This is a genomic window from Pseudomonas sp. ICMP 561 (genome assembly GCF_002699985.1).
GTDB classification, from domain to species: Bacteria; Pseudomonadota; Gammaproteobacteria; order Pseudomonadales; family Pseudomonadaceae; genus Aquipseudomonas; species Aquipseudomonas quasicaspiana.
The window spans coordinates 78,618-103,208 of the sequence record NZ_LKBT01000010.1 but is presented as its reverse complement, the minus strand read 5'-3'; the positions used below and the strand labels follow the sequence as shown (position 1 = coordinate 103,208).

23 protein-coding genes are annotated in these 24,591 nt (G+C 58.8%); 11 read left to right on the top strand and 12 right to left on the bottom strand.

The window, feature by feature from the left end:
* The first annotated feature begins 72 nt into the window (after nucleotides 1–72).
* A complete protein-coding gene (gene madL, locus AO242_RS09435) occupies nucleotides 73–513 on the top strand; it encodes a malonate transporter subunit MadL (protein ID WP_099268502.1) in 441 nt (146 codons plus the stop codon).
* Between the two features lies 1 nt (nucleotide 514).
* Entirely contained in the window at nucleotides 515–1,279 is a 765-nt protein-coding gene (gene madM, locus AO242_RS09430) for a malonate transporter subunit MadM (RefSeq protein WP_099268501.1), read from the top strand.
* Nucleotides 1,280–1,754: 475 nt separating this feature from the next.
* On the opposite strand, the gene AO242_RS09425 is transcribed toward madM, so the two are convergent.
* Entirely contained in the window at nucleotides 1,755–2,174 is a 420-nt protein-coding gene (locus AO242_RS09425; RefSeq protein WP_099268500.1) for a DUF3010 family protein, read from the bottom strand.
* Between the two features lie 60 nt (nucleotides 2,175–2,234).
* Entirely contained in the window at nucleotides 2,235–2,645 is a 411-nt protein-coding gene (locus tag AO242_RS09420; protein ID WP_095101055.1) for a lysozyme inhibitor LprI family protein, read from the bottom strand.
* A 243-nt stretch (nucleotides 2,646–2,888) separates the two neighbouring features.
* On the opposite strand from AO242_RS09420, the gene AO242_RS09415 reads away from it, so the two are divergent.
* From AO242_RS09415 to AO242_RS09375, 9 genes are all read left to right on the top strand, one after another.
* Nucleotides 2,889–3,866: a dipeptidase gene (locus tag AO242_RS09415; protein ID WP_027899496.1), complete on the top strand. Its 978-nt coding sequence runs from the start codon at nucleotides 2,889–2,891 to the stop codon at nucleotides 3,864–3,866.
* A gap of 91 nt (nucleotides 3,867–3,957) precedes the next feature.
* Nucleotides 3,958–4,488 carry a DUF5943 domain-containing protein gene (locus tag AO242_RS09410; protein WP_027899495.1) on the top strand — a complete coding sequence of 177 codons (531 nt, stop codon included), beginning with the start codon at nucleotides 3,958–3,960 and terminating at the stop codon, nucleotides 4,486–4,488.
* Between the two features lie 15 nt (nucleotides 4,489–4,503).
* Entirely contained in the window at nucleotides 4,504–6,564 is a 2,061-nt protein-coding gene (gene dgcA / locus AO242_RS09405; protein WP_027899494.1) for a dimethylglycine demethylation protein DgcA, read from the top strand.
* A gap of 376 nt (nucleotides 6,565–6,940) precedes the next feature.
* Nucleotides 6,941–8,878 (top strand): dimethylglycine demethylation protein DgcB, encoded by a 1,938-nt coding sequence (gene dgcB, locus AO242_RS09400; RefSeq protein WP_099268499.1) that lies wholly within the window; start codon nucleotides 6,941–6,943, stop codon nucleotides 8,876–8,878.
* On the top strand, nucleotides 8,878–10,098 hold the full coding sequence (gene etfA / locus AO242_RS09395) for an electron transfer flavoprotein subunit alpha (protein ID WP_099268498.1): 1,221 nt from the start codon (nucleotides 8,878–8,880) through the stop codon (nucleotides 10,096–10,098). Before dgcB ends, etfA begins: the two co-directional genes overlap by 1 nt.
* Nucleotides 10,088–10,894, top strand: coding sequence for an electron transfer flavoprotein subunit beta (gene etfB / locus AO242_RS09390; RefSeq protein ID WP_099268497.1), 807 nt, complete (start codon nucleotides 10,088–10,090; stop codon nucleotides 10,892–10,894). The genes etfA and etfB overlap by 11 nt, the downstream gene beginning before the upstream one ends.
* A 378-nt stretch (nucleotides 10,895–11,272) precedes the next feature.
* Complete coding sequence (locus AO242_RS09385) at nucleotides 11,273–12,406, top strand: PepSY-associated TM helix domain-containing protein (protein ID WP_099268496.1); 1,134 nt, start codon at nucleotides 11,273–11,275, stop codon at nucleotides 12,404–12,406.
* Nucleotides 12,403–12,579 (top strand): hypothetical protein, encoded by a 177-nt coding sequence (locus AO242_RS09380; protein ID WP_049826841.1) that lies wholly within the window; start codon nucleotides 12,403–12,405, stop codon nucleotides 12,577–12,579. Before AO242_RS09385 ends, AO242_RS09380 begins: the two co-directional genes overlap by 4 nt.
* Before the next feature lie 66 nt (nucleotides 12,580–12,645).
* Entirely contained in the window at nucleotides 12,646–13,275 is a 630-nt protein-coding gene (locus AO242_RS09375; RefSeq protein WP_027899486.1) for a glutathione S-transferase, read from the top strand.
* Nucleotides 13,276–13,408: 133 nt separating this feature from the next.
* Here AO242_RS09375 and AO242_RS09370 read toward each other — a convergent pair whose 3' ends face one another.
* From AO242_RS09370 to AO242_RS09325, 10 genes are all read right to left on the bottom strand, one after another.
* On the bottom strand, nucleotides 13,409–15,256 hold the full coding sequence (locus AO242_RS09370) for an alpha/beta hydrolase family protein (protein WP_099268495.1): 1,848 nt from the start codon (nucleotides 15,254–15,256) through the stop codon (nucleotides 13,409–13,411).
* Nucleotides 15,222–16,409, bottom strand: a complete 1,188-nt coding sequence (pqqE, locus tag AO242_RS09365; RefSeq protein ID WP_164581574.1) for a pyrroloquinoline quinone biosynthesis protein PqqE — start codon at nucleotides 16,407–16,409, stop codon at nucleotides 15,222–15,224. The genes AO242_RS09370 and pqqE overlap by 35 nt, the downstream gene beginning before the upstream one ends.
* Nucleotides 16,381–16,656 carry a pyrroloquinoline quinone biosynthesis peptide chaperone PqqD gene (pqqD, locus tag AO242_RS09360; protein ID WP_027899483.1) on the bottom strand — a complete coding sequence of 92 codons (276 nt, stop codon included), beginning with the start codon at nucleotides 16,654–16,656 and terminating at the stop codon, nucleotides 16,381–16,383. Before pqqD ends, pqqE begins: the two co-directional genes overlap by 29 nt.
* The gene (gene pqqC, locus AO242_RS09355; protein ID WP_099268493.1) at nucleotides 16,653–17,408 is read right to left on the bottom strand and encodes a pyrroloquinoline-quinone synthase PqqC; all 756 of its coding nucleotides are present in this window, start codon (nucleotides 17,406–17,408) and stop codon (nucleotides 16,653–16,655) included. The genes pqqD and pqqC overlap by 4 nt, the downstream gene beginning before the upstream one ends.
* A gap of 140 nt (nucleotides 17,409–17,548) precedes the next feature.
* Nucleotides 17,549–18,460 carry a pyrroloquinoline quinone biosynthesis protein PqqB gene (gene pqqB / locus AO242_RS09350; RefSeq protein WP_099268492.1) on the bottom strand — a complete coding sequence of 304 codons (912 nt, stop codon included), beginning with the start codon at nucleotides 18,458–18,460 and terminating at the stop codon, nucleotides 17,549–17,551.
* Nucleotides 18,461–18,561: 101 nt separating this feature from the next.
* Nucleotides 18,562–18,633 (bottom strand): pyrroloquinoline quinone precursor peptide PqqA, encoded by a 72-nt coding sequence (gene pqqA / locus AO242_RS09345; RefSeq protein WP_008365141.1) that lies wholly within the window; start codon nucleotides 18,631–18,633, stop codon nucleotides 18,562–18,564.
* Between the two features lie 153 nt (nucleotides 18,634–18,786).
* Nucleotides 18,787–21,075 carry a pyrroloquinoline quinone biosynthesis protein PqqF gene (gene pqqF / locus AO242_RS09340; RefSeq protein ID WP_099268491.1) on the bottom strand — a complete coding sequence of 763 codons (2,289 nt, stop codon included), beginning with the start codon at nucleotides 21,073–21,075 and terminating at the stop codon, nucleotides 18,787–18,789.
* A gap of 184 nt (nucleotides 21,076–21,259) precedes the next feature.
* The gene (locus AO242_RS09335) at nucleotides 21,260–22,060 is read right to left on the bottom strand and encodes a carbon-nitrogen hydrolase family protein (RefSeq protein WP_099268490.1); all 801 of its coding nucleotides are present in this window, start codon (nucleotides 22,058–22,060) and stop codon (nucleotides 21,260–21,262) included.
* Between the two features lie 15 nt (nucleotides 22,061–22,075).
* A complete protein-coding gene (locus AO242_RS09330; protein ID WP_027899480.1) occupies nucleotides 22,076–23,755 on the bottom strand; it encodes a flavin monoamine oxidase family protein in 1,680 nt (559 codons plus the stop codon).
* 304 nt (nucleotides 23,756–24,059) lie between these two features.
* A complete protein-coding gene (locus AO242_RS09325; RefSeq protein ID WP_027899479.1) occupies nucleotides 24,060–24,521 on the bottom strand; it encodes an Lrp/AsnC family transcriptional regulator in 462 nt (153 codons plus the stop codon).
* Between the last annotated feature and the right edge of the window lie 70 nt (nucleotides 24,522–24,591).

The window sequence follows — 24,591 nt, the reverse complement described above, 5'->3', positions numbered from 1 at the left end:
AGCGCACGGACGTTGGACCGTTTCGAAGAACAAGAACAACAACTTCGTAAGGCAAACTGAGGAATAACAATAATGATTATCTACGGTGTAGCACTGCTGGCTATCTGCATGCTGGCAGGGGTGATTCTCGGTGACTTGCTTGGCGTAATGCTGGGCGTCAAATCCAACGTGGGTGGTGTCGGGATCGCGATGATCCTGCTGATTTGTGCCCGTCTGTGGATGGAGAAGCGCGGCGGTATGAGCAAGGAATGCGAGATGGGCGTCGGTTTCTGGGGCGCTATGTACATCCCGGTGGTGGTCGCGATGGCGGCGCAGCAAAACGTCGTCACGGCCCTCAAAGGCGGCCCTGTCGCCGTACTCGCAGCCGTCGGCTCGGTGGTCTTGTGCGGTTGCACCATTGCCTTGATCAGCCGCATCAACAAGGGCGAGCCGCTGCCTCCGGAAGAGCCGGTGATCATTCCGGGCATCACGCCGGTACCAACGCCTTCGCCAACGCCAGCAGGGAGCCGCTGATATGTGGGAAATCATTGATAAGGGTTTGATCAGCAACGGGCTGGTGACGGCATTTGCGTTTGTGGGCGTGGTGATGTGGATTTCTGTCGTGCTTTCCAAGCGGCTGACGTTCGGCAGGGTGCATGGCTCGGCCATCGCCATTGTCATCGGCCTGGTTCTGGCGTGGGTCGGCGGCACGATGACCGGTGGCCAAAAAGGCCTGGCGGACGTGACATTGTTTTCCGGTATCGGGCTGATGGGCGGCGCCATGCTGCGTGACTTCGCCATCGTTGCCACGGCGTTTGAAGTGCAGGCAACTGAAGCGCGCAAAGCCGGATTGATTGGCGTGATTGCGCTGCTGCTTGGCACGATCCTGCCGTTCATTGTCGGCGCGAGCATCGCCTGGGTGTTTGGCTATCGCGATGCTGTAAGCATGACCACCATTGGCGCGGGTGCAGTGACCTATATCGTTGGCCCGGTCACTGGCGCGGCATTGGGGGCGACATCGGATGTGATGGCGTTGTCGATCGCGACTGGCTTGATCAAGGCGATCATCGTGATGGTCGGCACCCCGATGGCGGCGCGCTGGATGGGGCTGGATAACCCGCGCTCGGCAATGGTTTTCGGCGGTCTGGCGGGCACCGTTAGTGGTGTGACGGCTGGCCTTGCCGCAACGGATCGGCGACTGGTGCCTTACGGCGCGTTGACGGCAACGTTCCACACCGGACTGGGCTGCCTGCTGGGGCCGTCGTTGTTGTACTTCGTGGTGCGCGCTATCGTCGGGTGATGACGCTATATCACGGTAGGAGCGAACTTGTTCGCGAGGCGGCGTGCCTGAAGAACCGCGTCAGCCCCGTTCGCCAACAAGTTGGCCCCTGCCTTTAAAAGTGTTGAGCCTGCGCGTTTTGCCCGGGTAGGAGCGAACTTGTTCGCGAAGCGGCGTGCCTGAAGAACCGGGTCAGGCCCTCTCGCCAACAAGTTGGCTCCTACCTTTAAAAGTTTTGAACCTGCGTAATTCCTGGGTAGGAGCGAACTTGTTCGTGAGGCGGCGAGCCTGAAGAACCGTGTCAGGCCCTTTCGCCAACAAGTTGGCTCCTACCTTTGAAAGTGTTGAGCCTGCACAATTTCTGGGTAGGAGCGAACTTGTTCGCGAGGCGGCGTGCCTGAAGAAACGCGTCAGGCCCTCTCGCCAACGAGTTGGCTCCTACCTTTAAACGCGGTAAGCCTGAGCCTGCGCAATTGCGGGTAGGAGCCCGGTATTTCTATTTACTCTTCATCAACCCAGAACACGCCGCTTTGTAAGCTTCATGCTGATACTTGTTCAGCGAAGCAGGCAGGTCGAAGTTATGTTTCTTGTTCTGCGCATTGATGGTTTGTGGCGACAACAAGGTTACTTCGCAATCGCGTAGTAACTGGAAAACCGTTTCGATCTTGAACGTGGTCGGGCCGCCTGCAAACTCGCCTTTTTTGCTGCGCTTCTTGATAACCACATGACTGATGCCGTTTTCACGCACAAAGCTGGCGATCTGGGTCGCGAAGGTTTTGACGTTGGCAGACTCGTCATCGTCTTCGAGTGCCAGCTTCTTGGTCGCCAGCGGCAAGTGTTCGAGGCCACCTTGCTGGCGGGTCGCCAATGCAAAAATAGCCTCGCTGCCTTTGATTTCTACACCACAGATGATCATGAATGAGCCTTTACGTAACTGCCTGGATAAAAAGGCAGACACCATAGCTCATTCAGGTGTTCATTCCTGCGCGATGGATTCCAGATACTCGGAGCGCTCATCACTGGTACGCGCGAGGCAATCGTTCTGGGCGATGTTGAACGCTTTGCTGCCAGCCGCTGCCGGGAACACTTCCACCGCGCAATCGGCGTCGCGAAGCTTCTCCCAGGCCAGCTGGGCAGTCTTGAGTTTTTCGGCGAAGGCGTTGGCCTGGGACTTGTTCGCCCCGAACTGAGTGTTAACCCGCTGCAACAGGTTCTGGAAGTTCTCTTTCAGCAATTCCTCGGCCGTGTCGCGGCTGTACTTGGAGCACTCGAGGGTTTGTTGGTCTTCTTCGACACCGTCGCATGGCGAGACATCAGGGTTTTGTGCTGCATGAGCGCCCGCTATGCCGGTCGCCAAAAGAACCAAAGCCAGGAAAACCTTGTTCATCGAGTCTCTCCACTCCATTTGATGAGCTGGATTCTGGCCTAAGCGCGGCCTAAAGAACAGTTTGGCGAGATACACGTCGACAGCGTCCTGTCGCCCTTTGTCGTTTCTTGACGCTTTCGGCAAACCCCCTGTCGTTTTTGCACCCGGCTCGGCCGACCCTCAGGCATATGCTGGCCTCAATAGCGTCGGCATACGATTCGGCGCGCCAGTACCTAATCAGCACTTATATAAAGGGACAGCCTGATGAGCCCAGCCGAATTACACGCCGACAGCATCGTTATTGACGGGCTGATCATCGCCAAGTGGAACCGCGAGCTGTTTGAAGACATGCGCAAAGGCGGTCTGACCATGGCCAACTGCACCGTGTCGGTGTGGGAAGGTTTCCAGGCGACTATCGACAGCATCTGCAAAAGCCAGAAGCTGATGCGCGAAAATAGCGACCTGGTGATGCCGGTACGTACCACCGCCGACATCCGCAAGGCGAAAGAACTGGGCAAGACCGGCATCCTCTTCGGCTTCCAGAATGCGCATGCCTATGAAGACCAGATTGGCTACGTCGAGATCTTCAAACAGCTCGGCGTGGGCATCGTGCAGATGTGCTACAACACCCAGAATCTGGTGGGCACCGGCTGCTACGAGCGTGATGGCGGGTTGTCGGGTTTCGGCCGCGAAATCGTCGCTGAAATGAACCGGGTCGGCGTTATGTGCGACTTGTCCCACGTCGGTTCCAAGACTTCAGAAGAAGTCATCCTCGAATCGAAAAAACCGGTCTGCTACTCCCACTGCCTGCCGTCCGGTCTTAAAGAGCACCCGCGCAACAAGTCCGACGAAGAACTCAAGTTCATCGCCGATCACGGCGGTTTCGTAGGCGTAACCATGTTTGCGCCGTTCCTCGCCAAAGGCATTGAGTCGACCATCGACGATTACGCCGAAGCTATCGAATACACCATGAACATCGTCGGCGAAGACGCCATCGGTATCGGCACCGACTTCACTCAGGGGCACGGTCAGGACTTCTTCGAATACCTGACCCACGACAAGGGCTACGCCCGCCGCCTGACCAGCTTCGGCAAGATCATCAACCCGCTGGGTATCCGCACGGTTGGCGAGTTCCCGAACCTGACCGAGACCTTGCTCAAGCGCGGCCACTCCGAGCGTGTGGTGCGCAAGATCATGGGCGAGAACTGGGTCAACGTGCTCAAGGATGTCTGGGGCGAGTAACCCCCGATCACGAGCAAAACCTTTACTGAATTGATCACCCCGCTGCCATTTCGCGCAGTGGGCGTACCCCGAACATCTGGAGTTTGACCCCATGGCTAAAATCGCCCCGCAACTGCCTATCGAAGTCGACAGCGAAACCGGCGTCTGGACCTCTGATGCGTTGCCGATGCTGTACGTGCCGCGCCACTTTTTCGTCAACAACCACATGGGCATTGAAGAAGTACTGGGCGCTGATGCCTACGCTGACATTCTCTACAAGGCGGGCTACAAATCCGCGTGGCACTGGTGCGAGAAAGAAGCTGAATGCCACGGTCTGGAAGGCGTTGCAGTATTCGAACACTACATGAAGCGTCTGTCGCAGCGTGGCTGGGGGCTGTTCAAGATTCAAGACATCGATCTGGAGAAAGGCACCGCCAGCGTCAAGCTTGAGCACTCCTGCTTTGTGTACGTCTACGGCAAAGTCGGTCGCAAGGTTGATTACATGTTCACCGGTTGGTTTGCCGGCGCCATGGATCAGATTCTCGCCGCAGCAGGCAGCCCGATTCGTACGGTCGCCGAGCAGGTTTACGGCGGTTCGGAAGAAGGCCATGACGACGGCCTGTTCATCGTCAAACCGTTGTAAGTCGAGGATCGTGTCATGGCTTTCGAAGCGATGTTTCAGCCTATCCAGATAGGCAAACTCACGATCCGTAACCGGGTATTGAGCACCGCGCACGCCGAGGTCTACGCCACCGATGGCGGCATGACCACGGACCGCTATGTGAAGTACTACGAGGAAAAAGCCAAGGGCGGTATCGGCCTGGCGATTTGTGGTGGTTCATCCAGCGTCGCTATCGACAGCCCGCAAAGCTGGTGGAAGTCGGTCAACCTGGCGACCGACAAGATCATCCCGCACTTCCAGAATCTCGCGGACGCCATGCACAAGCACGGCGCCAAGATCATGATCCAGATTACCCACATGGGCCGTCGCTCCCGCTGGGACGGCGACCATTGGCCGACGTTGCTGTCGCCTTCGGGCATCCGCGAGCCAGTGCACCGTGCGACGTGCAAGACCATCGAGCCGGAAGAAATCTGGCGCGTGATCGGCAACTACGCCAGCGCTGCGGCGCGGGCCAAGGCCGGTGGCCTGGACGGTGTCGAACTGTCAGCCGTGCACCAGCACATGATCGACCAGTTCTGGAGCCCGCGGGTTAACAAGCGAACGGACGAGTGGGGCGGCAGCTTCGAAAACCGCATGCGTTTCGGCCTGGAAGTGATCAAGGCGGTGCGCAAGGAGGTCGGTCCTGACTTCTGCGTCGGCCTGCGCATCTGTGGTGACGAATTCCACCCGGATGGCCTCAGCCACGAAGACATGAAGGAGATCGCCAAGTACTACGACCAGACCGGCATGATCGACTTCATCGGCGTCGTCGGCTCGGGCTGTGATACCCACAACACCCTGGCCAACGTTATTCCGAACATGAGTTACCCACCGGAGCCGTTCCTGCATCTGGCGGCCGGTATCAAGGAAGTGGTCAAGGCACCGGTGCTGCACGCGCAGAACATCAAGGACCCGAATCAGGCTACGCGGATTCTTGAAGGTGGTTACGTCGACATGGTCGGCATGACCCGCGCGCACATCGCTGACCCGCACCTGATCACCAAGATCAAGATGGGCCAGATTGACCAGATCAAACAGTGCGTCGGTGCCAACTACTGCATCGACCGCCAATACCAGGGCCTTGACGTTCTTTGTATTCAGAACGCCGCGACCTCTCGTGAATACATGGGCGTGCCGCACATCATCGAAAAATCCACCGGGCCGAAGCGCAAGGTGGTGATCGTCGGTGCCGGGCCTGCGGGGATGGAAGCTGCACGGGTTTCGGCCGAGCGCGGTCATGACGTGACGCTGTTCGAGAAGAAAGAATTCATCGGCGGGCAAATCACCACCGCCTCGAAAGCCCCGCAGCGTGACCAGATTGCAGGCATCACTCGCTGGTTCCAGCTGGAGCTGGCGCGTTTGAAAGTCGATCTGCGCCTGGGTACGGCGGCAGACCCGGCGACCATCATGGATCTGCGTCCGGACATCGTCGTGCTGGCGGTGGGCGGTCATCCTTTTCTGGAGCAAAACGAACATTGGGGCGCGGCTGAAGGTCTGGTGGTCAGCAGTTGGGACATCCTCGACGGCAAGGTCGCGCCGGGCAAGAACGTGCTGGTCTACGACACTATCTGTGAATTCACCGGGATGTCGACGGCTGACTTCCTGGCCGACAAAGGCAGCCAGGTGGAGATCGTCACTGATGACATCAAGCCGGGCGTTGCCATTGGCGGCACGTCGTTCCCGACTTACTACCGCAGCATGTATCCGAAAGAAGTGATCATGACCGGCGACATGATGCTGGAGAAGGTCTACCGCGAAGGCGACAAGCTGGTGGCTGTACTGGAAAACGAATACACCGGTGCCAAAGAAGAGCGGGTAGTGGATCAGGTGGTCGTTGAAAACGGTGTGCGCCCGGACGAAGAGTTGTATTACGCGTTGAAAGCAGATTCGCGTAACAAGGGCCAGATCGACATCGAAGCGTTGTTCGCTATTCAGCCGCAACCTTGTTTGAGCGAACCGGGTGACGGGTACTTGCTGTTCCGTATTGGGGACTGCGTGGCACAGCGTAATACCCATGCAGCGATCTATGACGGTTTGCGTCTTTGTAAGGACTTCTAAGTCGATCCCGTAGGAGCGCGCTTGCCCGCGATGAACGATGACGTGGTTTGCCTGATAGACCGCAGCGCCTTTATCGCGGGCAAGCCCGGCTCCCACAGGAAACACCGAATACCCCTGTAGGAGCCGAGCTTGCTCGCGATGAATGATGACGAGGTTGGCCTTATGAGCCGCGGCGCCTCAATCGCGGGCAAGCCCAGCTCCCACAGAAGAAACGAGTACCCCTGTAGGAGTGAGCTTGCTCGCGATAAGGCCGGAACGGCCTTCAATCGGGTTTGAATTTGAATCCATTGCCAGCGCTGCGCACTGGATCGCGAGCAAGCTCACTCCTACAGGAGACCGATGACCTCTGTCGGACCGCGCGCCGTAGGAGCTTCACATGCTGAACACACTGCTTCCCATCTTGCTGTTCGCTGCTCTGGGCTTTGCTGTCCTGGGGGCTGTGCGGCGGGTGAATATGTGGCGCAACGGCCGAGCCTCTAAAGTCGACCTGCTCGGCGGATTGTTGGCCATGCCCAAGCGTTACATGGTCGATCTGCACCATGTCGTGGCTCGGGACAAATACATCGCCAATACCCACGTCGCAACGGCGCTGGGCTTTGTGCTGTCGGCATTGCTCGCGATCGTCGTACACGGCTTTGGCCTGCACAGCCGCATCCTCGGTTATGCCCTGCTGCTGGCCTCGACCCTGATGTTCATCGGCNTGTCCCGGCGCCGCCGTAACCCACCGGCTCGCCTGTCGAAAGGCCCGTGGATGCGCCTGCCGAAAAGCCTTATGGCGTTTTCCGTCAGCTTCTTCCTGGTCACGCTGCCGGTGGCGGGGATTCTCCCGCAGGACTTCGGCGGCTGGGTGTTGGTCGCGCTACTAGGCCTGGGATGCCTGTGGGGCGTGTCGGAAATGTTCTTCGGTATGACCTGGGGCGGCCCGATGAAGCACGCCTTTGCCGGCGCGTTGCATCTGGCCTGGCACCGTCGCGCCGAACGCTTTGGCGGTGGTCGCTCAACCGGCCTCAAACCCCTGGACCTCAACGACAAAACCGCGCCACTCGGCGTAGAAAAACCCAAGGATTTCACCTGGAACCAACTGCTCGGTTTTGACGCCTGCGTGCAATGCGGCAAGTGTGAAGCCGCGTGTCCGGCGTTCGCAGCCGGTCAGCCGTTGAACCCGAAAAAACTGATTCAGGACATGGTGGTGGGTCTGGCTGGCGGCACTGACGCCAAGTTCGCCGGCAGCCCTTATCCCGGCAAAGAGATCGGCCTGCACGGCGGCAACCCGCATCAGCCCATCGTCAACGGCCTGGTAGATGCTGAAACCTTGTGGTCCTGCACCACCTGCCGTGCCTGCGTCGAAGAATGCCCGATGATGATCGAGCACGTGGACGCCATCGTCGACATGCGCCGTCACCTGACCCTGGAAAAAGGCGCGACGCCGAACAAAGGCGCTGAAGTGCTGGAAAACCTGATCGCCACCGATAACCCCGGCGGCTTCGCACCGGGCGGGCGGATGAACTGGGCGGCGGATTTGAACCTCAATCTGCTCTCCGACAAAAAAGCTGTCGAAGTCCTGTTCTGGGTGGGCGACGGCGCTTTCGACATGCGCAACCAACGTACTTTGCGCGCCTTTGTCAAAGTCCTGAAAGCGGCCAAAGTCGACTTCGCCGTGCTGGGTCTTGAAGAGCGGGACAGCGGCGATGTGGCCCGACGTCTCGGTGATGAAGCGACCTTCCAGATGCTCGCCAGACGCAACATTCAGACGCTGAACAAATACAGCTTCAAACGCATCGTCACCTGCGATCCGCACAGCTTCCATGTGCTGAAAAACGAGTACGGCGCGTTCGATGGCAATTACCTCGTGCAACACCACAGCACTTACATGGCTGAGTTGATTCAAGGTGGCGCGCTGAATCTGGGCCAGCACAAGGGCTCCAGCGTGACCTATCACGACCCGTGTTATCTGGGCCGCTACAACGGCGAGTACGAAGCGCCGCGTGATGTGTTGCGCGCGCTGGGTATCGAGGTCAAGGAAATGCAGCGTTCCGGTTTCCGCTCCCGTTGCTGCGGTGGCGGTGGCGGCGCGCCCATTACGGATATTCCTGGCAAACAACGTATCCCCGACATGCGCATGGACGACATCCGCGAAACCGGTGCTGAACTGGTGGCTGTCGGTTGCCCGCAATGCACCGCGATGCTCGAAGGCGTGGTCGAGCCGCGGCCGCTGATCAAAGACATTGCCGAATTGGTGGCAGATGCACTGGTGGAAGAAGTTATCCCCAGCAAGCCCGCGCCAGTAAAACGTGAACCTGCGGAGGTGCACTGATGAGCGACATTATCCGTCGTGATCCTCGCGCTGAATGGATCGCCCGTAACCGTCTGCATCCGCTGCATGCTGCGATGCAACCGGCACAAACCAGCTGGATGGGGCCTAACGGCCTGATGCGCAAGAACGTGCACGGCGTTGGATTTATCGGTCCCAACGGCATCAAGCGAATAGACCGCAGTGGCGCTCAGCAAGGTGGGGCGGTGAAACGCTCAGCCACAGCTGAAGTGCAGTTGCCGCTGCATCAAGTGCCGCAGCCAGCCTTCTATATATGCGTTGTGCCGGATATGGTCGGCGGGCGTTTGAGCGCTCACGACCGCGACCTTTTGGGCCTTGCTCATCAGCTTGCTGGTCAGAACGGCGCGGTACTGGCGGTGGTGTTTGGTGAGCACAAAGAGAGTGCATTCGCGACGGCAGGCGTGGATCGCTTGTTGGTTCTGGAGGGTAGCGAGTTCAGCGGTTACTCACCGGAGCAGCGCGTCCAGGGCCTGCGAGCTGTGGATAATCAGTTCAACCCACGTCACTGGCTGTTGCCGGACAGTCGTAGCGGTGGCGGCGAATTGGGCCGTCGCTTCGCAGCAAGTCTGGGCGAGCGTCCGGCCACACGTGTCTGGCAGGTCAAGGATGAGCAATGCATCGGTCGCGCCGGTGCGGGCCAGGAAGATATCTCAAGACCACTGGCGCGCTTGATCCTCGCTGCTGCGGAGTGTGCTGAGCCGGTCAGTGAAACCCGCCATGAAGTATTGCCCGTCGAGTTATCCACAAGCGTGGCGCGCAGCCTGCCGCGGATTGAAGACCTTGGCGCTGTCGCTGTCGATCCGGCCATGATTCCGATGGCGGAAGCGGAGTTCATCTTCTCCGGCGGTAATGGCGTCAAGGACTGGGATTTGTTCCATCGGACCGCTGCGGCCCTTGGTGCGACCGAAGGTGCATCTCGGGTGGCGGTGGACGATGGCTTCATGGGCCGTGATAGACAGGTCGGCGCGAGCGGCACCTGGGTCACGGCAAGGGTTTATGTGGCGGTAGGCATTTCCGGCGCAATCCAGCACCTGCAAGGCATTGGTGCCTGCGACAAAGTCGTGGCAATCAACCTTGATCCCGGCTGCGACATGATCAAACGCGCTGACCTTTCTGTGATCGGCGACAGCGCGGCAATTCTCAAGGCGCTGATCGACGCGGTGGAAACCCATCGTCATGGAGCAAAACAAGATGCGGCCTGAACCAACTGCTTCCTCTGTGGATAATGCTGCTACGCACATCATCAGCCTGGTCTCCATCGGCGCACACCCGACATCCGGCCGCGCACGCCGCGCTGAGCAGGACGCTCGCGCCGTTGAGTTAGGCTTGCAGCTGGCTGGGGATAACTTACACGTGCTGCATGCGGGGAACCCCGAGGAGCCTGCGCTGCGAGCTTATCTGGGCATGGGCCTGGACGAGTTGCATGTATTGGAACAGCCGGAAAACGCTGACGCATTACCTGCGTTGACGGATTACATCCGAGAGTCCGGTGTGCAGATGGTGCTCACCGGAAGTCAGGCGGAAACCGGAGAGGGGTCCGGGATGTTGCCGTTTCTGCTGGCTGAAAAGCTGGGTTGGCCGCTCGTAGTGGGATTGGCGGAAGTGGAGTCACTGGATAACGGCAGTGCTCTGGTGCTTCAGGCATTACCTCGTGGTCAGCGTCGGCGCTTGAAAGTACGGCTGCCGTTTCTGGCGACTGTGGATAACGCTGCGCCCAAGCCCCGGCAAAGCGCTTACGGTCCTGCGCAACGCGGCACACTTGCAGCCGAACAGGTGGAAATCATTAGCGATGAACTGCTCGGCGGCTCGGTCCTGCAACCGGCCAAACCCCGGCCCAAACGCCTTAAAGTCATCAAGGCCAAAAGCGGCGCAGACCGCATGAAAGCCGCAACGGCCAAAGCCAGCGGTGGCGGCGGGCAAGTGCTCAAGGGCGTTACGCCAGAGGCGGGGGCTGAGGCGATTCTGAAGTTGCTTATTGAAGAGGGTGTGGTTCGTTAAAGGCTTTTGATTTCTGTAGTTGCGGCCCCGTCGTTCAGACGCCGCGCTGTCGCGCAGCAAACGGGTGAGCTGTAGGAGCGCGCTTGCCCACGATTCGGTCTGTCAGTCGATGAATGTATCGCCTGTGCTGACGCTATCGCGGGCAGGCGCGCTCCTTGGTTTGCAGATTCCCGGACTCAGGCCACGAATTGCATCACCTACACGGCATACCCTCCTGACAAAGTTTCGCCAAAGGATTTCATCCGACAGCCAGCATTTGCCAGTAATCATTGGCTCTGACACAATCGCGAATCGTTCTTGTTATTTCATGTTGTACTGAAGGGCCGCTGCTAATCAGCGGCCTTTTTGTTTTGGATAAAGGTTTTCGAGAAGAACAGCATGAAAAGCCAAACCGTGCGCCGCTGGTCCTTCGTTCATACCTGGACGAGCTTGATCTGTACCCTGTTTTTGTTGATGCTGGCGCTGACCGGGTTGCCACTGGTGTTCAGTCACGAAATTGATCACCTGCTGGGCAATTCACCTGAGTTCAAGGAAATGCCAGCCGACACGCCGCACTTGAACCTGCAACAACTGGTCGAAGCTGCCGAGGCTCATCGTCCCGGCGAGGTCATGCAGTACTTCGGCTGGGAGGACGACGAGCCGAACGGTGTCTGGGCGATCATGGCCAAAACAGCGGGCACCGAACCCAACGATTCGCACTCTTTCATGCTTGATTCGCGCACCGGCGAAGCCATGGAAACGCCGTCTGCCAATGGCGGTTTCATGATGGTCATGTTGCGCCTGCATGTGGATATGTATGCAGGGCTGCCGGGGAAGTTGCTGCTGGCATTCATGGGCCTGATGTTCGTGCTGGCGATTATTTCCGGGACAGTGCTGTACGCACCGTTCATGCGCAAACTCAAATTCGCCACGGTGCGCGCCGACAAATCAACGCGCATGCGCTGGCTTGATCTGCACAACCTGATTGGCGTCGTGACCCTGACCTGGGCACTGGTAGTAGGGGTGACCGGAGTGATCAGCGCCTGCGCCGACCTGTTGATCGCGTCGTGGCGCAACGACACGCTAGCCGAGATGATCGAACCTTATCGCGGTGCGCCGCCGCTGACTCAACTTGCCCCCGCAACGCGTCTGGTGGAGATCGCCGAATCCGCAGCGCCGGGCATGCAGATCGACTTCGTTGCTTTCCCCGGAACGCGTTTCTCCAGCGAGCACCATTACGGGGTGTTCATGAAAGGTAATACGCATTTAACGGCGCACCTCATGACGCCGGTGCTGATTGATGCGCAAACCCTGGATGTCACGGCGGTGGTCGAACGGCCTTGGTACATGGATGCGCTGGGCATGTCTCAGCCACTGCACTTTGGGGATTACGGCGGCATGCCAATGAAAGTGCTATGGGCGGCGCTTGATGTGCTGACGATTATTGTCCTGAGCAGCGGGCTGTATTTGTGGTGGGTGCGCAGAAAGGTTGCACGTCCAATCCATGTGTCGCCACAAGAGACGCTGCAATGAAGCGTTCCACATTCTGGAAGACCTTTGCCGCGCCGGGAGTGATTGCCTTGCTGACCGGGCTGGGGCTTTTCGCTGCGTTGCTGGGTGATGGCTGGTGGGATGCACTGGCCTGGCTGGGCATGGGCGTCGCAGCAGTGTTCAGCATCAGAGGCTTGCTGGCTCGCAAGTCCTGAAAGCAAATATTGCGGACCACCGTGGCGCTGGCTAGTCTGAGGGACTGTCTTATTCGAGGAACCTCCATGTCTGCGCCGACCATGACGTTGTACTACAACGCGGCTTCACCGTTTGCCCGCAAGGTGATGCTGGTACTGCATGAAACGGGACAGTTGGACCGGGTGACACTTCAACCCACCACGCTTTCGCCTGTCGCCCCGGTTGAAGAACTGAACAACGATAACCCCGCTGGCAAGCTTCCCGCGCTACGGTTGGCGGATGGCAACGTCATTCATGACAGCAGGGTGATCCTCGATTATCTCGATCACCAGCATGTCGGCATTGCGCTGATTCCGCGCGAGGGCTCGGCGCGCTGGAGGCGTTTGACCCTGGCTTCTCTGGCCGACGCTTTGCTGGATGCGGCGTTGCTGATTCGATACGAGCAAGCGCTGCGTCCGGCGGAAAAGCACTGGGACACCTGGCTCGATAATCAGCAGGAAAAGGTCGAGCGCAGCCTGGCTTACTTCGAGCAGGAAGCGATTACCGAACTTAGCTCGGCGTTTGATGTGGCCTCGATTAGCGTCGCTGCGGCACTGGGCTACCTCGACTTCCGCCAGCCGGACCTGGCCTGGCGCAACCGCTACCCGCGTCTGGCCAACTGGTATTTCGAGGTCAGTCAGAGACCGTCGATGCAGGCTACACAGCCTTCGGTTTGATTTGATAGGTATTCAGGCGCGGCACAACCTGTTGGAGCGAGGCTTGCCCGCGAATGAGACACCGCGGTGGAACAGGCATACCGCATGTTCGTTCTTCGCGGGCAAGCCTCGCTCCAACAAGTCCCCCGATTGATCACACCTGATCAATCACCTTTCGATAGAACGCCCACTCCTTCGTCAACGCGTCCGCCTGGTTGACCGCCTTGCGGAAGCCATGGTGTTCGTCGGCGTAAAAATGCCCTTCAGCCACAACACCTCGGGATTTAAGGGCCATCAGCATAGCGCGGGTCTGTTCGGGGACGACCACTGCGTCGAGCTCGCCCTGGAAGAAAATCACCGGCACCTGGATCTCGGCGGCGTGGAGCAGTGGCGTGCGGGCGTGATAGCGGTCGATGTCCTCTTCAGGGTCACCAATCAGCCAGTCCAGATAATCGCTCTCGAATTTATGCGTGGCTTTGGCCAGTGCCAGTGGGTCGCTGACGCCGTACAAGCTTGCACCGGCGCGGAAGACTTTCTTGAAGGCCAGTGCGCACAGGGTTGTATAGCCCCCGGCACTGCCGCCACGAATAAACGCCTGATCCGGATTGATCAGCCCGCGTCCCGCCAGGTGCGCAACGACTGCACAGGCGTCCTCCACATCGGCCACGCCCCAGTTCAGGTGCAGGCTCTGGCGATATTCCCGGCCATAACCGGTGCTGCCGCGGTAGTTGAGGTCGGCCACGGCAAAGCCGCGTTGGGTCCAGTACTGGATTTTCGGGTCAAGGACCGGGTAGCAGGCCGAGGTTGGCCCGCCGTGGACGAATACCACCAGCGGTGGAGTGCCGACGGCGTTCATGGCCGGGTAGAAATAGCCGTTCGCTTCGCCATCGCCGCTTTTGTAGCGCAGGGTTTCTGGACGGCTGATTTGCTCAGGCGGCAGGGGCGCGACGCCTCCGGCCAGGACCTGAACGCTGTGATCTTCGCGACTGATCGCGAGCACCGCCGAAGGGCAGGTGGCTGAAGCCGCGACGCAATAAACGTATTGATCGTCGAGCGCCAGGCTGCGGAAGCGGCTGTACTCGCCACTGAAGTCTTGCAGCGTGCCGTGGGAATCACGCATCCCCAACACGCCTGTCCCGTTTTCCGACCAGGTGCCGAGGTAAGCGCCGTGAGGTAACGGCAACCAACTGCGCCCGCCCAATTGCCAAGGCGCTGGCGCATGATCGGCATCGGATGCCTTGAGATGGGTCAGGCCGAATGAGCCTTCTACGCAAGGCTGCCAGAAACCGCCCTGATCGCTCAGGCAATACAAACGCCCCGTGGCGTCGAAACGGGCTTGCTGAATGGACTCTTCATCACGGTCGCCCGCCAGGCAGCGCGGCTCGGACCAACCACCTGCAGCCTGACGTTTGCTGCTCATCAACAGTGTGCTGGTCCAGGGCTGGTGCGGCTTTTGCCATTCAATCCAGGCCAGGCGCTGACCGTCAGGACTGAGGGTAGGAGACGCATAGAAATCCGCCCCGCGCGCCAGCACCAGACGCTTGCCATTGGCGACGTCAATGCTGACCAGTTGATGGAATTCTTTATCTTCTTCGACGGCCAGAATCTGCCCGTTGGCAAATACCAGATCGCCGTAGCGTTTTTTGCCGGTGGTGATGGCTTCGGGCAGACCTTCACCCTCGAACTCATCAAACAACAGTGGCTGGCGATAGAGCTGCTGATCGCTTTCGTTGACGAACACCAGGCCATCGTCGGTCAGGCAGAAAGAACCGCCGCCGTACTCATAGACCCGGCTGCGCACGCTGAAGCCATCGGGGGTCAGGCAGGTCGTGTTGCCTTCAAACCAGCGCCAGATACGGCACGCGCCATCCTCAGGCCGGTATTCATTCCAGAACAGCCCCAGCGGGCTGACAGCCAACTCGGCGAAATCAACGCCGGCGGCGACCGCCTGGGCTGCAGTAAACGTTTCAGGATTTGGCGATGAGGCGCGAGTTTCTGTCATTGCGAAAGGCCAACTGCTCAATGGTTTGAGTCGCATATTCGGCTTCTTTTCGAGCCTGCACAATCATCCCGTGATGAGGTGATTTACTGCACACCGGGTCGGCATTGGCGGCATCGCCGGTGAGCATGAATGCCTGGCAGCGACAGCCGCCGAAATCCTTCTCTTTTTCGTCACATGAGCGACACGGTTCGGGCATCCAGTCGTAACCACGGAAGCGGTTGAAACCGAATGAGTCGTACCAGATGTGTTGCATCGTATGGTCGCGAACGTTGGGGAACTGCACCGGCATTTGCCGTGCCCCGTGACAGGGTAGGGCGGTGCCATCCGGAGTCACGGTGAGGAAGATATTGCCCCAGCCGTTCATGCAGGCTTTCGGGCGTTCTTCGTAGTAATCCGGGGTGACGAAGATCAACTTGCACGGATGATTTTCGGCAGCCAGCTTGTCGCGGTATTCGTTCGTGACCCGCTCGGCGCGAACCAGCTGATCCTTGGTGGGCAGCAAGCCCTGGCGGTTCAGGTGCGCCCAGCCGTAGAACTGACACGTCGCCAGCTCGACGAAATCTGCTTCGAGAGCGATACACAACTCGATGATTTTATCGATCTTGTCGATGTTGTGCCGGTGGGTCACGAAGTTAAGCACCATCGGATAGCCGTGCTTCTTGACCGCACGGGCCATCTCCAGCTTCTGCGCGAAGGCTTTTTTCGAGCCTGCGAGCATGTTGTTCACTTGCTCGTCACTGGCCTGGAAACTGATCTGAATGTGATCGAGCCCAGCTTCCTTGAAATCGATGATTTTTTGCTCGGTGAGACCGATGCCCGATGTAATCAGATTGGTGTAATAACCCAAACGACGGGCTTCGCGGATCAGCTCCGCGAGGTCCTGACGCACCAGCGGTTCGCCGCCGGAGAAACCAATCTGCGCCGCGCCCATCTCCCGCGCTTCGGCCATGACCTTGAACCACTGCTCGGTGGTCAACTCCTGGCCTTGTTTGGCAAAGTCCAACGGGTTCGAGCAATACGGACATTGCAGCGGGCAGCGATACGTCAGCTCGGCCAGCAGCCAAAGCGGCAAACCGACTGCGGGCTTGGGCGGAATCTTGATGGCTGACTCGACCGGGGTCGACTCAGGCAAGTTCGATCCAGTGTTCGCCACGGGCGACCTCCATGAATTGCTCGACATCGCTGCCGAGCTCGGGAAAGCCCGGGAACTGCTCGTTCAGGGCTTCAATGATCGCCGCCACGCTGCGCTGACCGTCGATCAAACCACCAATAGCACTGGCGCTTTCATTGAGTTTGATCATGCCTTCCGGGTAGAGCAGCACGTGGCCGTTCTGGGCCGGTTCGAACTGGTAGCGGTAGCCCCGGCGCCAGCTCGGGACTTGTTGTCGATCAAAGCTCATAGGGCAATCCCCTTATGCCAGACCCGTTGGTCGGTCACGCTGTGATAAGGCGGGCGGTTCAGCTCGTAAGCCATGCTCATGGCGTCCAGCATGCTCCACAAAATGTCGAGTTTGAACTGCAGGATTTCCAGCATGCGCTGCTGGCCTTCATAAGTCGTATAGTGCTGCAGGGTGATCGTCAGGCCGTGCTCTACATCTCGACGTGCCTGACCCAGTCGGGTCCGGAAATACTCATAGCCTGCTGGATCGATCCACGGGTAATGCTGTGGCCAGCTGTCCAGACGCGACTGGTGGATCTGCGGGGCGAACAGCTCTGTCAGCGAGCTGCTGGCCGCTTCCTGCCAGTTGGCGCGGCGGGCAAAGTTGACGTAGGCGTCCACGGCGAAGCGCACGCCTGGCAGAACCAGTTCCTGTGAGCGCAGTTGATCCGGATCCAGACCAACGGCTTGGCCCAAACGCAGCCAGGCTTCAATACCGCCGTCTTCGCCGGGTGCACCGTCGTGATCCAGCAGGCGCTGAATCCACTCACGACGAATTTCACGATCCGGGCAGTTGGCCAGAATGGCAGCATCCTTGAGCGGGATGTTCACTTGATAGTAGAACCGGTTGGCGACCCAGCCCTGAATCTGTTCGCGGGTCGCACGGCCTTCGTACATCGCCACGTGGTACGGGTGATGAATGTGGTAATACGCGCCTTTGGCACGCAAGGCCTGTTCGAATTCAGCGGGGGACAGCGGCGTTGCTTCGCTCATTTAGACTCCCTCAAAAAACTAACTTTGTTGGAGCGAGGCTTGCCCGCGAAGAGGCCGGTACATTCGACACACCTTTTGCGTCTGAGCCATCGTATTCGCGGGCAAGCCACGCTCCAACGGATTCGTTGTCATTCCGCTGCTTACAACTCAATACTCATCCCATCAAACGCTACTTCGACATTACGGCGAGCAAGCTCAGCGCGTTCGGGCGAGTCTTCGTCGAGGATCGGGTTGGTGTTATTGATGTGGATAAGCACCTTGCGCTGTTTCGGCAGGCGTTCCAGCACTTCGAGCATGCCGCCAGGGCCGTTTTGCGCCAGGTGACCCATTTCCGTTCCGGTCCGTGTGCCTACTCCACGACGCTGCATCTCATCGTCGTCCCACATCGTGCCGTCCACCAGCAGGCAATCGGCGGCGACCATTTTTTCCATCAGCGCATCATCGACCTTGCCCAGCCCCGGCGCGTAGAACAGCTTGCCGCCGGTCTTCAGGTCTTCGACCATCAGGCCAATGTTGTCGCCCGGGTGCGGATCGAAGCGATGCGGCGAATAAGGCGGGGCCGCGCTGCGCAGCGGGAATGGCGTGAAACGCAGGTTCGGGCACGCAGGAATCACAAAGCTGCCTTCAAGCTCGATCCGGTTCCAGGCCAGGCCGCCGTTCCAGTGCTTGAGCATGTTGAACAACGGTAAGCCGGTGCTCAGGTCTTCATGAACCATGTCGGTACACCAGACCTGATGCGGACAGCCTTCGCGCAAGCTGAGCAAGCCGGTGGTGTGGTCGATCTGGCTGTCCATCAGGATGATCGCGCTGATCCCGGTGTCGCGCAGGGAGCGGCCTGGTTGCATAGGGCCGAAACCGGCCAGCTGTGCGCGAATGTCCGGAGAGGCGTTGCACAGCACCCAGTTGATGCCATCGTCGGAGAGCGCGATGGACGATTGGGTCCGGGCATGGGCCCGCAGGCTGCCCTCGCGGAAACCGGCGCAGTTCGCGCAATTACAGTTCCACTGTGGAAAGCCGCCGCCAGCAGCGGAGCCTAGAATCTGGATGTGCATGTCAGCTCCCTGGGGCGAGGCATGAAAAGAGGATCTAAAAGAAAAAAGAACTTACCAATAAAAAAAGCCCCGGCGAACCGAGGCTTTGCACCGCGTTGTCATCAACGGCTTGCGAAGTACATCGTGACTTCGAAACCGATACGCAGATCAGTGTAAGCAGGTTTAGTCCACATAAAAGACTCCTTCTGGGTGATTGCAGCGGTGGGTGGTAAATCGTTAGTACACCTGCAAAGGCATACGTTCGATGATTGGGAAGCTATGTTACTTAATTTAACAAATTCTGGCTGTCGGATTCGTGAACAAAGCTTTTGCAGCTTTGGTAACGATCAGGCCCCGCGCCATGGGGTTTGCTGACTATTGGTCAGGCAAAGCCAGCCGCTCTTGGCTTTTTGAAGGCTAGCAGCGGCTTGCAACACAGTCTGCAGGTCGAGGTTTCGTAATGTTTCATGTAGCGCGGACAGGAACCGTTCGTCGCGGCCCGCCAGATACGCCTGCCAGCGCAGGTCGGCTGCTTGCGCGGTTTCCATGGCATCTATATCCAATTGCGCGACCAAGGCTTCAGTCTGGGCTGTCAGCTCAGCGTCGTTGATCCAGTCAAGCAGATCGTTCAGAAACTGTTCTATGTGCTCGACCAGTTGTGGCACCGAGGCGTTAGGCGACTGGACACCGAAGAGTATTCCCGTTCGTCCGGCAATCTGTCGTAAACCGCTGAACACCGCGTAACCCAGTTGCAGCTCGACCCTCAGCCGTTGGTAGAACGGGCTTTGTGCCAGATGAGCCAGTAATCGCCATGCAGCTTCGTCGGCGATGGAAGAGGAGGGCGTGGGGCAGAACAGCAGCACGGCGCTCTCCGAGGATTGTGGTGCGGCGGATTGCCAGTGTTTACCGGGAGCCAGCGCTGGTGCCTGGAGTGTTTGCTCGTCCCGCTGGCCCTGCGTACTGCGTAAGACGCTGCTCAGCGTAAGGATCGTTTCCGGAGCAAAGCCTGACGTGAAGCTGATCCACTGCGTTGCTGGCCAGAAGGCTTGAACGTCGCCGGTTTCGCTGGCGGGTGCTGCGTTCAGATAGCAATCGGGCAGTGCTTTGAGCAACTGCCGGATTGGAATCAGGGCAGGTTCATCGCCGGGTTGGCCCAGGCTTGCATCGTCGGGGGCGCTCAGTCGTTGTAACGCATGCTTGAGGATTTCAGGCATCGGGGCGTCGAGGCCGCTGAGTTTGAGTTGCCAGTAATGGCCGTACGCACTGAACTCAAGGTTGACGCCTGCTTGCTTCGCATCCCGCGCCAAGGGCTTCAAGCTCTGCTCAAACATCCGCCACAGCGTGGGTTGCGGGGATGGCAGGCGCCAGCGCAGATAGAGTGCGCCTTCGTGGCCGTTACTCGGGACGTTCAGGAAAGGGTTTGGTTTCGGGAGTTGCCAGTGGATTTCTGAAGGTTGTGTGTTCGGTTGAATCTGTTCCAGCAAAGCGATCAGCGCTGTGCCGCCTTGCTCAGATAAGCCTTGGGGCAGGTTGCGGGCGTGGTGGTGGGCCAGTTCCAGAGCGGAGCTGACATCCAGTTGTCGTTGCTGAAGGCGGTTGTAGTCGTCGCGCAGGGATGGCCAATGGGTTTTGAGGTTTTGTGTCAGTGCCGACGCCATCGCGGGCAAGCGCGCTCCTACAGGAAAACGCGTTCCATCCGTAGGAGCGCGCTTGCCCGCGATAGCGATTTCTTTGACGCCGCTAACATCGACCTTGATCAAAGTCTGACCAGCAAACTGATAAACCACTTCCGCCTTCAGCGCATCAACAGCGCCCTCCGCCCGGCTGCCATTCAGGCAATGACACAAGAACGCAGCGGCTTCATCCGCGCCCTCAGGCAAATCCTCACAGGCCAGAAGCAGTTGTTGATCGGCCCTCACAAGTATCCGATCCCCATCATCAACCAGCTTCGGAGGGGTGGCTTGCGCGACCTTTACGCCACTGGCCAGCCCTGCGCCATAATTCGTCGCCAGCTGTTTTAGCTCCTCCAGCGACTGAGGCCCCGCCAGGCACAAGGTCATTTGCCCAGCCTGATAAAACCGCTGATAAAAATCCTGCAACGCCTGCTGAAACGCCGGACGCGGCACCGGCAAGCTATAGCGATTGCCTGCATGAAAGGCGCGCAGTGGATGGCGAGCTGAAATACTTTCCAGCATCTGCATGTGCTGGCGTGCCTTGACGTCGCGAGACCAGGCGATGAACTCGGCATGCAGGACTTCCCGCTCGCGCAGTTGATCGGCCATGGTCATGCGCGGACGAGCGAGCATGTCGCTGAGACGCTCCAGCCCTTGCGCGAACGCCGTCAACGGCAGCTCGAAAAAGAAATCAGTGGTTCGCTCACGGGTACTCGCGTTGATCTGCCCGCCATGACGCTGGACGAAGGCCATCAGCTTTTCATCCCCTGCAAACCGCTCGGTGCCGAGGAAGAACAAATGTTCCAGAAAGTGCGCAAGCCCTGGCCATGCAGCGGACACATCATGACTCCCCGCGGCCACCCGCAACGAAGCGGCGCAGCGCTTGAGCCGTGGCGCATGGCACAGCACGACGTTCAGGCCGTTGGCGAGGGTCAGGTGTTCGGTGGTGGGCGAGGCAGGCATGGGCGTTCCGGGAGACGTGATCGGGTCATGCTAGCGGAATTGGTTATTCATGGCACCGCGCGGTCTCGCGGCAAACATTGATCCGTAGGACCGGCTTTAGCCGGGAGGGCGTATTTATGATCCAGAAAATGCATCGGTTTCATCGACGCTCTCCCGGCTGAAGCCGGTCCTACAGATGTGTGGTTCAGCCTTCACCCAACCCCACATACAACCCCGGCCGTCGATCATTGAAGTAGGTATTGATCGACCGCGACTGCTCCATCAACTGTCGATCCAGGGTGCCCGAGATCAACACCTCGTCCTGTTTAGCCACGGCCAGTCGGCTGCCGTCCGGGGCGCAGAGGCTACTCAGGCCGCAGTAATGAATGTCGCCTTCGCTGCCGCAATAGTTGGCGTAAACCACGTAGCACTGATTCTCGTAGGCCCTGGCACGAACGGTCACCTCGGCGACAAAATCATAAGGGGCCATATTAGCCGTTGGCACCAGAATCAACTCGGCACCTTCCAGCGCCAGACGTCGGGTGTTCTCCGGGAACTCAACGTCGTAGCAGATCAGAAAGCCCAGCTGCCAACCGTTCAACTCCACAATCGGAAAACGGTCCTCGCCGGGGCTGAACATCGCTTTGTCCAGGTCGCCGTACAGGTGTGTCTTGCGATAGTTGCAAAGGGTCTTGCCGTGGCCGTCGATCAACTGCACAGAGTTGTAAATCAGGTCGTCAGCGCCCAGCTCCGGATATCCATAAAGGATCGCAATGTCGTAACCCTTGGCAATCGCCGCGATATCACCCGCAGCGAAACCATCACTGGGTTGCGCCAAGGTACGCGCCGCCTCGGCACCGATGTTGTAGCCGGTGAGAAACATCTCAGGGCAAACCAGCAGCTTTGCACCGAGTGCTGCCGCCTCTCGCGCCTGATCATCCAGACGTTGCAGATTGCCGCCGATATCCAGCGGCAGCGGCGGGCATTGGTACAGGGCGATGTGCATGGTTCAGCCTTTTGTTCAATCGGTCAGGGCGATGGGACCAATCTCGTGGAACACATCACCGGGGCCTGGGTTGTCGGCGTGGGTCTTGCCGCCGAAATGGGTCATGATGCCCCACACCGCATTCAGTGAGGTCTGCACTGCGCCTTCCACCCACGCGGGAGTCCAGGATACGTCGTCTCCCGCGATAAACATGCCGCGCTGTTCGACAGGCATGTCCTGCTGCATGAAGTGCGCGTACATCCGCTGGTTGTAACGGTAATGCCCCGGCAATGCGCCTTTGAAAGCGCCAAGGAAGTGCGGGTCCGATTCCCAGGAAACGGTAATCGGGTCTCCGATGATCCGCGCGGCGATGTCGACTTTAGGGTAGATCTTCTTCAGCGCATCGAGCGCCAGTTTGACCCGTTTTTCGATGGGCTGCGGTAGCATCTTCAGCGCATCACTCATCCACGAGTAAGACAGGCAGATCACGCCTGGCTTGTCGTCACCGTTATCGAACAGGTAAGTGCCGCGGGTCAGACGGTCGGTGAGGGTCATGCTCATCAGGTCGCGGCCGGTTTCCGGATCTTTGTCCTTCCAGAAGGGACGATCGACCATCACGAATGTTTTTGACGATTGCATGTAACGGGTACGGTCCAGCGCCATCCACATTTTTTGCGAGAACAGTGATTCTTCGCATTCGATCTGGGTGGTCAGCAACCAACTCTGGCAGGTGGTCAGTACCGCCGCGTAGTGGCGGGTGTCACCCCAGTTATCAGTGACGGCCAGCAGACCGTCTTCGGCGCGGGCAATCCGCTTTACACCGGTACGTGGCGCGCCGTGATGCAGCGAAGCAAGGCTGGTGCCTTCCGGCCAGTGGGCGCAGCGCTCCGGTACATGGCGCCAGATGCCCAGCGGCACTTGCTCTACGCCACCCACGATCAGGTGCTGGTGATCGTCGCAGTTGGTCATGACCACGCGGAAGATTTCCAGCATCGAGTTGGGGAAGTCCGAGTCCCAGCCGCCGGTGCCGAAGCCGACCTGCCCGAAGACTTCACGGTGGTAGAACGATAGTTTGGCGAACGCTTTGGAGGTGGCGACGAAGTCATAGAACGTACGGTCATCCCACAATGGCACCAAGGTGTTCCACAGTTCTTTGAGGCGCGGCACATCACGGTCGCGGATGGCTTGCTGGATATCCTTGAAACCCGAACCTTCTTCCAGCGCATCAGCCCAGGCGTCGGCGACTTCCTGGAACATCGCGGGGAGATCCGAGAGTTTCTGCGCGTAATAGGTGACGCCTTCCAGATCGATAACGGTACTGCCCGAGGCGGCCGTCAGCGGGTTTGGGAAAGGCTTCGATTCCAGGCCAAGCTTGTCGACGTAGTGATAGAACGCCGTGGAAGACACCGGAAAACGCATACCGCCCAACTCCGCGATGATGCCTTCAGTGCCTTCGAAAGCCTGAGATCGCAGACGGCCCCCCATCTTGGATGCTTCGTAGACGACAGGCTTCAGACCCAGCTTCATTAGTTCATAGGCCGCCACCAGACCCGCGATGCCCGCGCCAACGATCGCCACTTCCTGACCGTGATTCTCGGCAGGAATACTGCCCAGCCCGGCGGGGTGCTCGATCCAGTCATCGAAGGCGAAAGGGAAGTCCGGGCCGAAAATAGTGATCGGCTTCTTACCGTCTGCGGGGTGGCGATTGTTTTTCATGACTGACCTGGCTGGAACGCGAAAGAGACAGTCTAGACAAGCGCGGGGATGTTAATAAGATGCAAAGTGTCGTCGTTATGGAGTGATTTTGTGCGATGTGACGACGGTAATAGTCAATTTGTCTTATGGGCTGCCGTGCCTTTGATCTAGTAGGACCGGCTTCAGCCGGGAGAGCGGTATTTCTGCCAAGAGACATTTAGCGAGTATCCCGGCGTCCTCCCGGCTAAAGCCGGTCCTACGGGCTCAATTGAGCCTGTGGGATCGCATTCCGATGCCGGACGCGCGATGCGATGAGGGGTAATGGCTAAACAGGCTGTCCGCGATCAATCTTGCTGCTGAGAATGATCGAGGTCGTGGTTTTTTCGACGCCATCAACGCTGCCGATCAAATCCAGCAACTGGTCCAGTTGCTCCGGCGAATCAGTGCGCAGCCAGGCTACATAATCAAACTCACCACTCACAGCACACAGCTGCTGAACCTGAGCCAGGCTGCTCAAGCGGCGTAGCACTTCCTTGCCCGAGCGCGGTTGCACGGTGATCCCGACGTAGGCCTGCAACCCCCCGTCAACCACCCGTTGACTGAGGCGCACGCCATAACCGGTGATGACCTTGGCGCTTTCAAGCCGCGCCAGCCGGGACGTCACGGTGGTCCGGGCGATACCCAGTTGCCGGGCAAGCATGGCAACGCTTTCGCGAGCATTAATCTGCAGGGCTGCGATCAATTGGCGGTCGACTTCATCAAGGACGGGTTGGCGGGTGGTGGACAAAGTGTCTCTCCTTCAAGGCTGCGGGCATATTACCTGTGGTGGCTGCCAATGGGGTGCGTGCGGGCTAAAA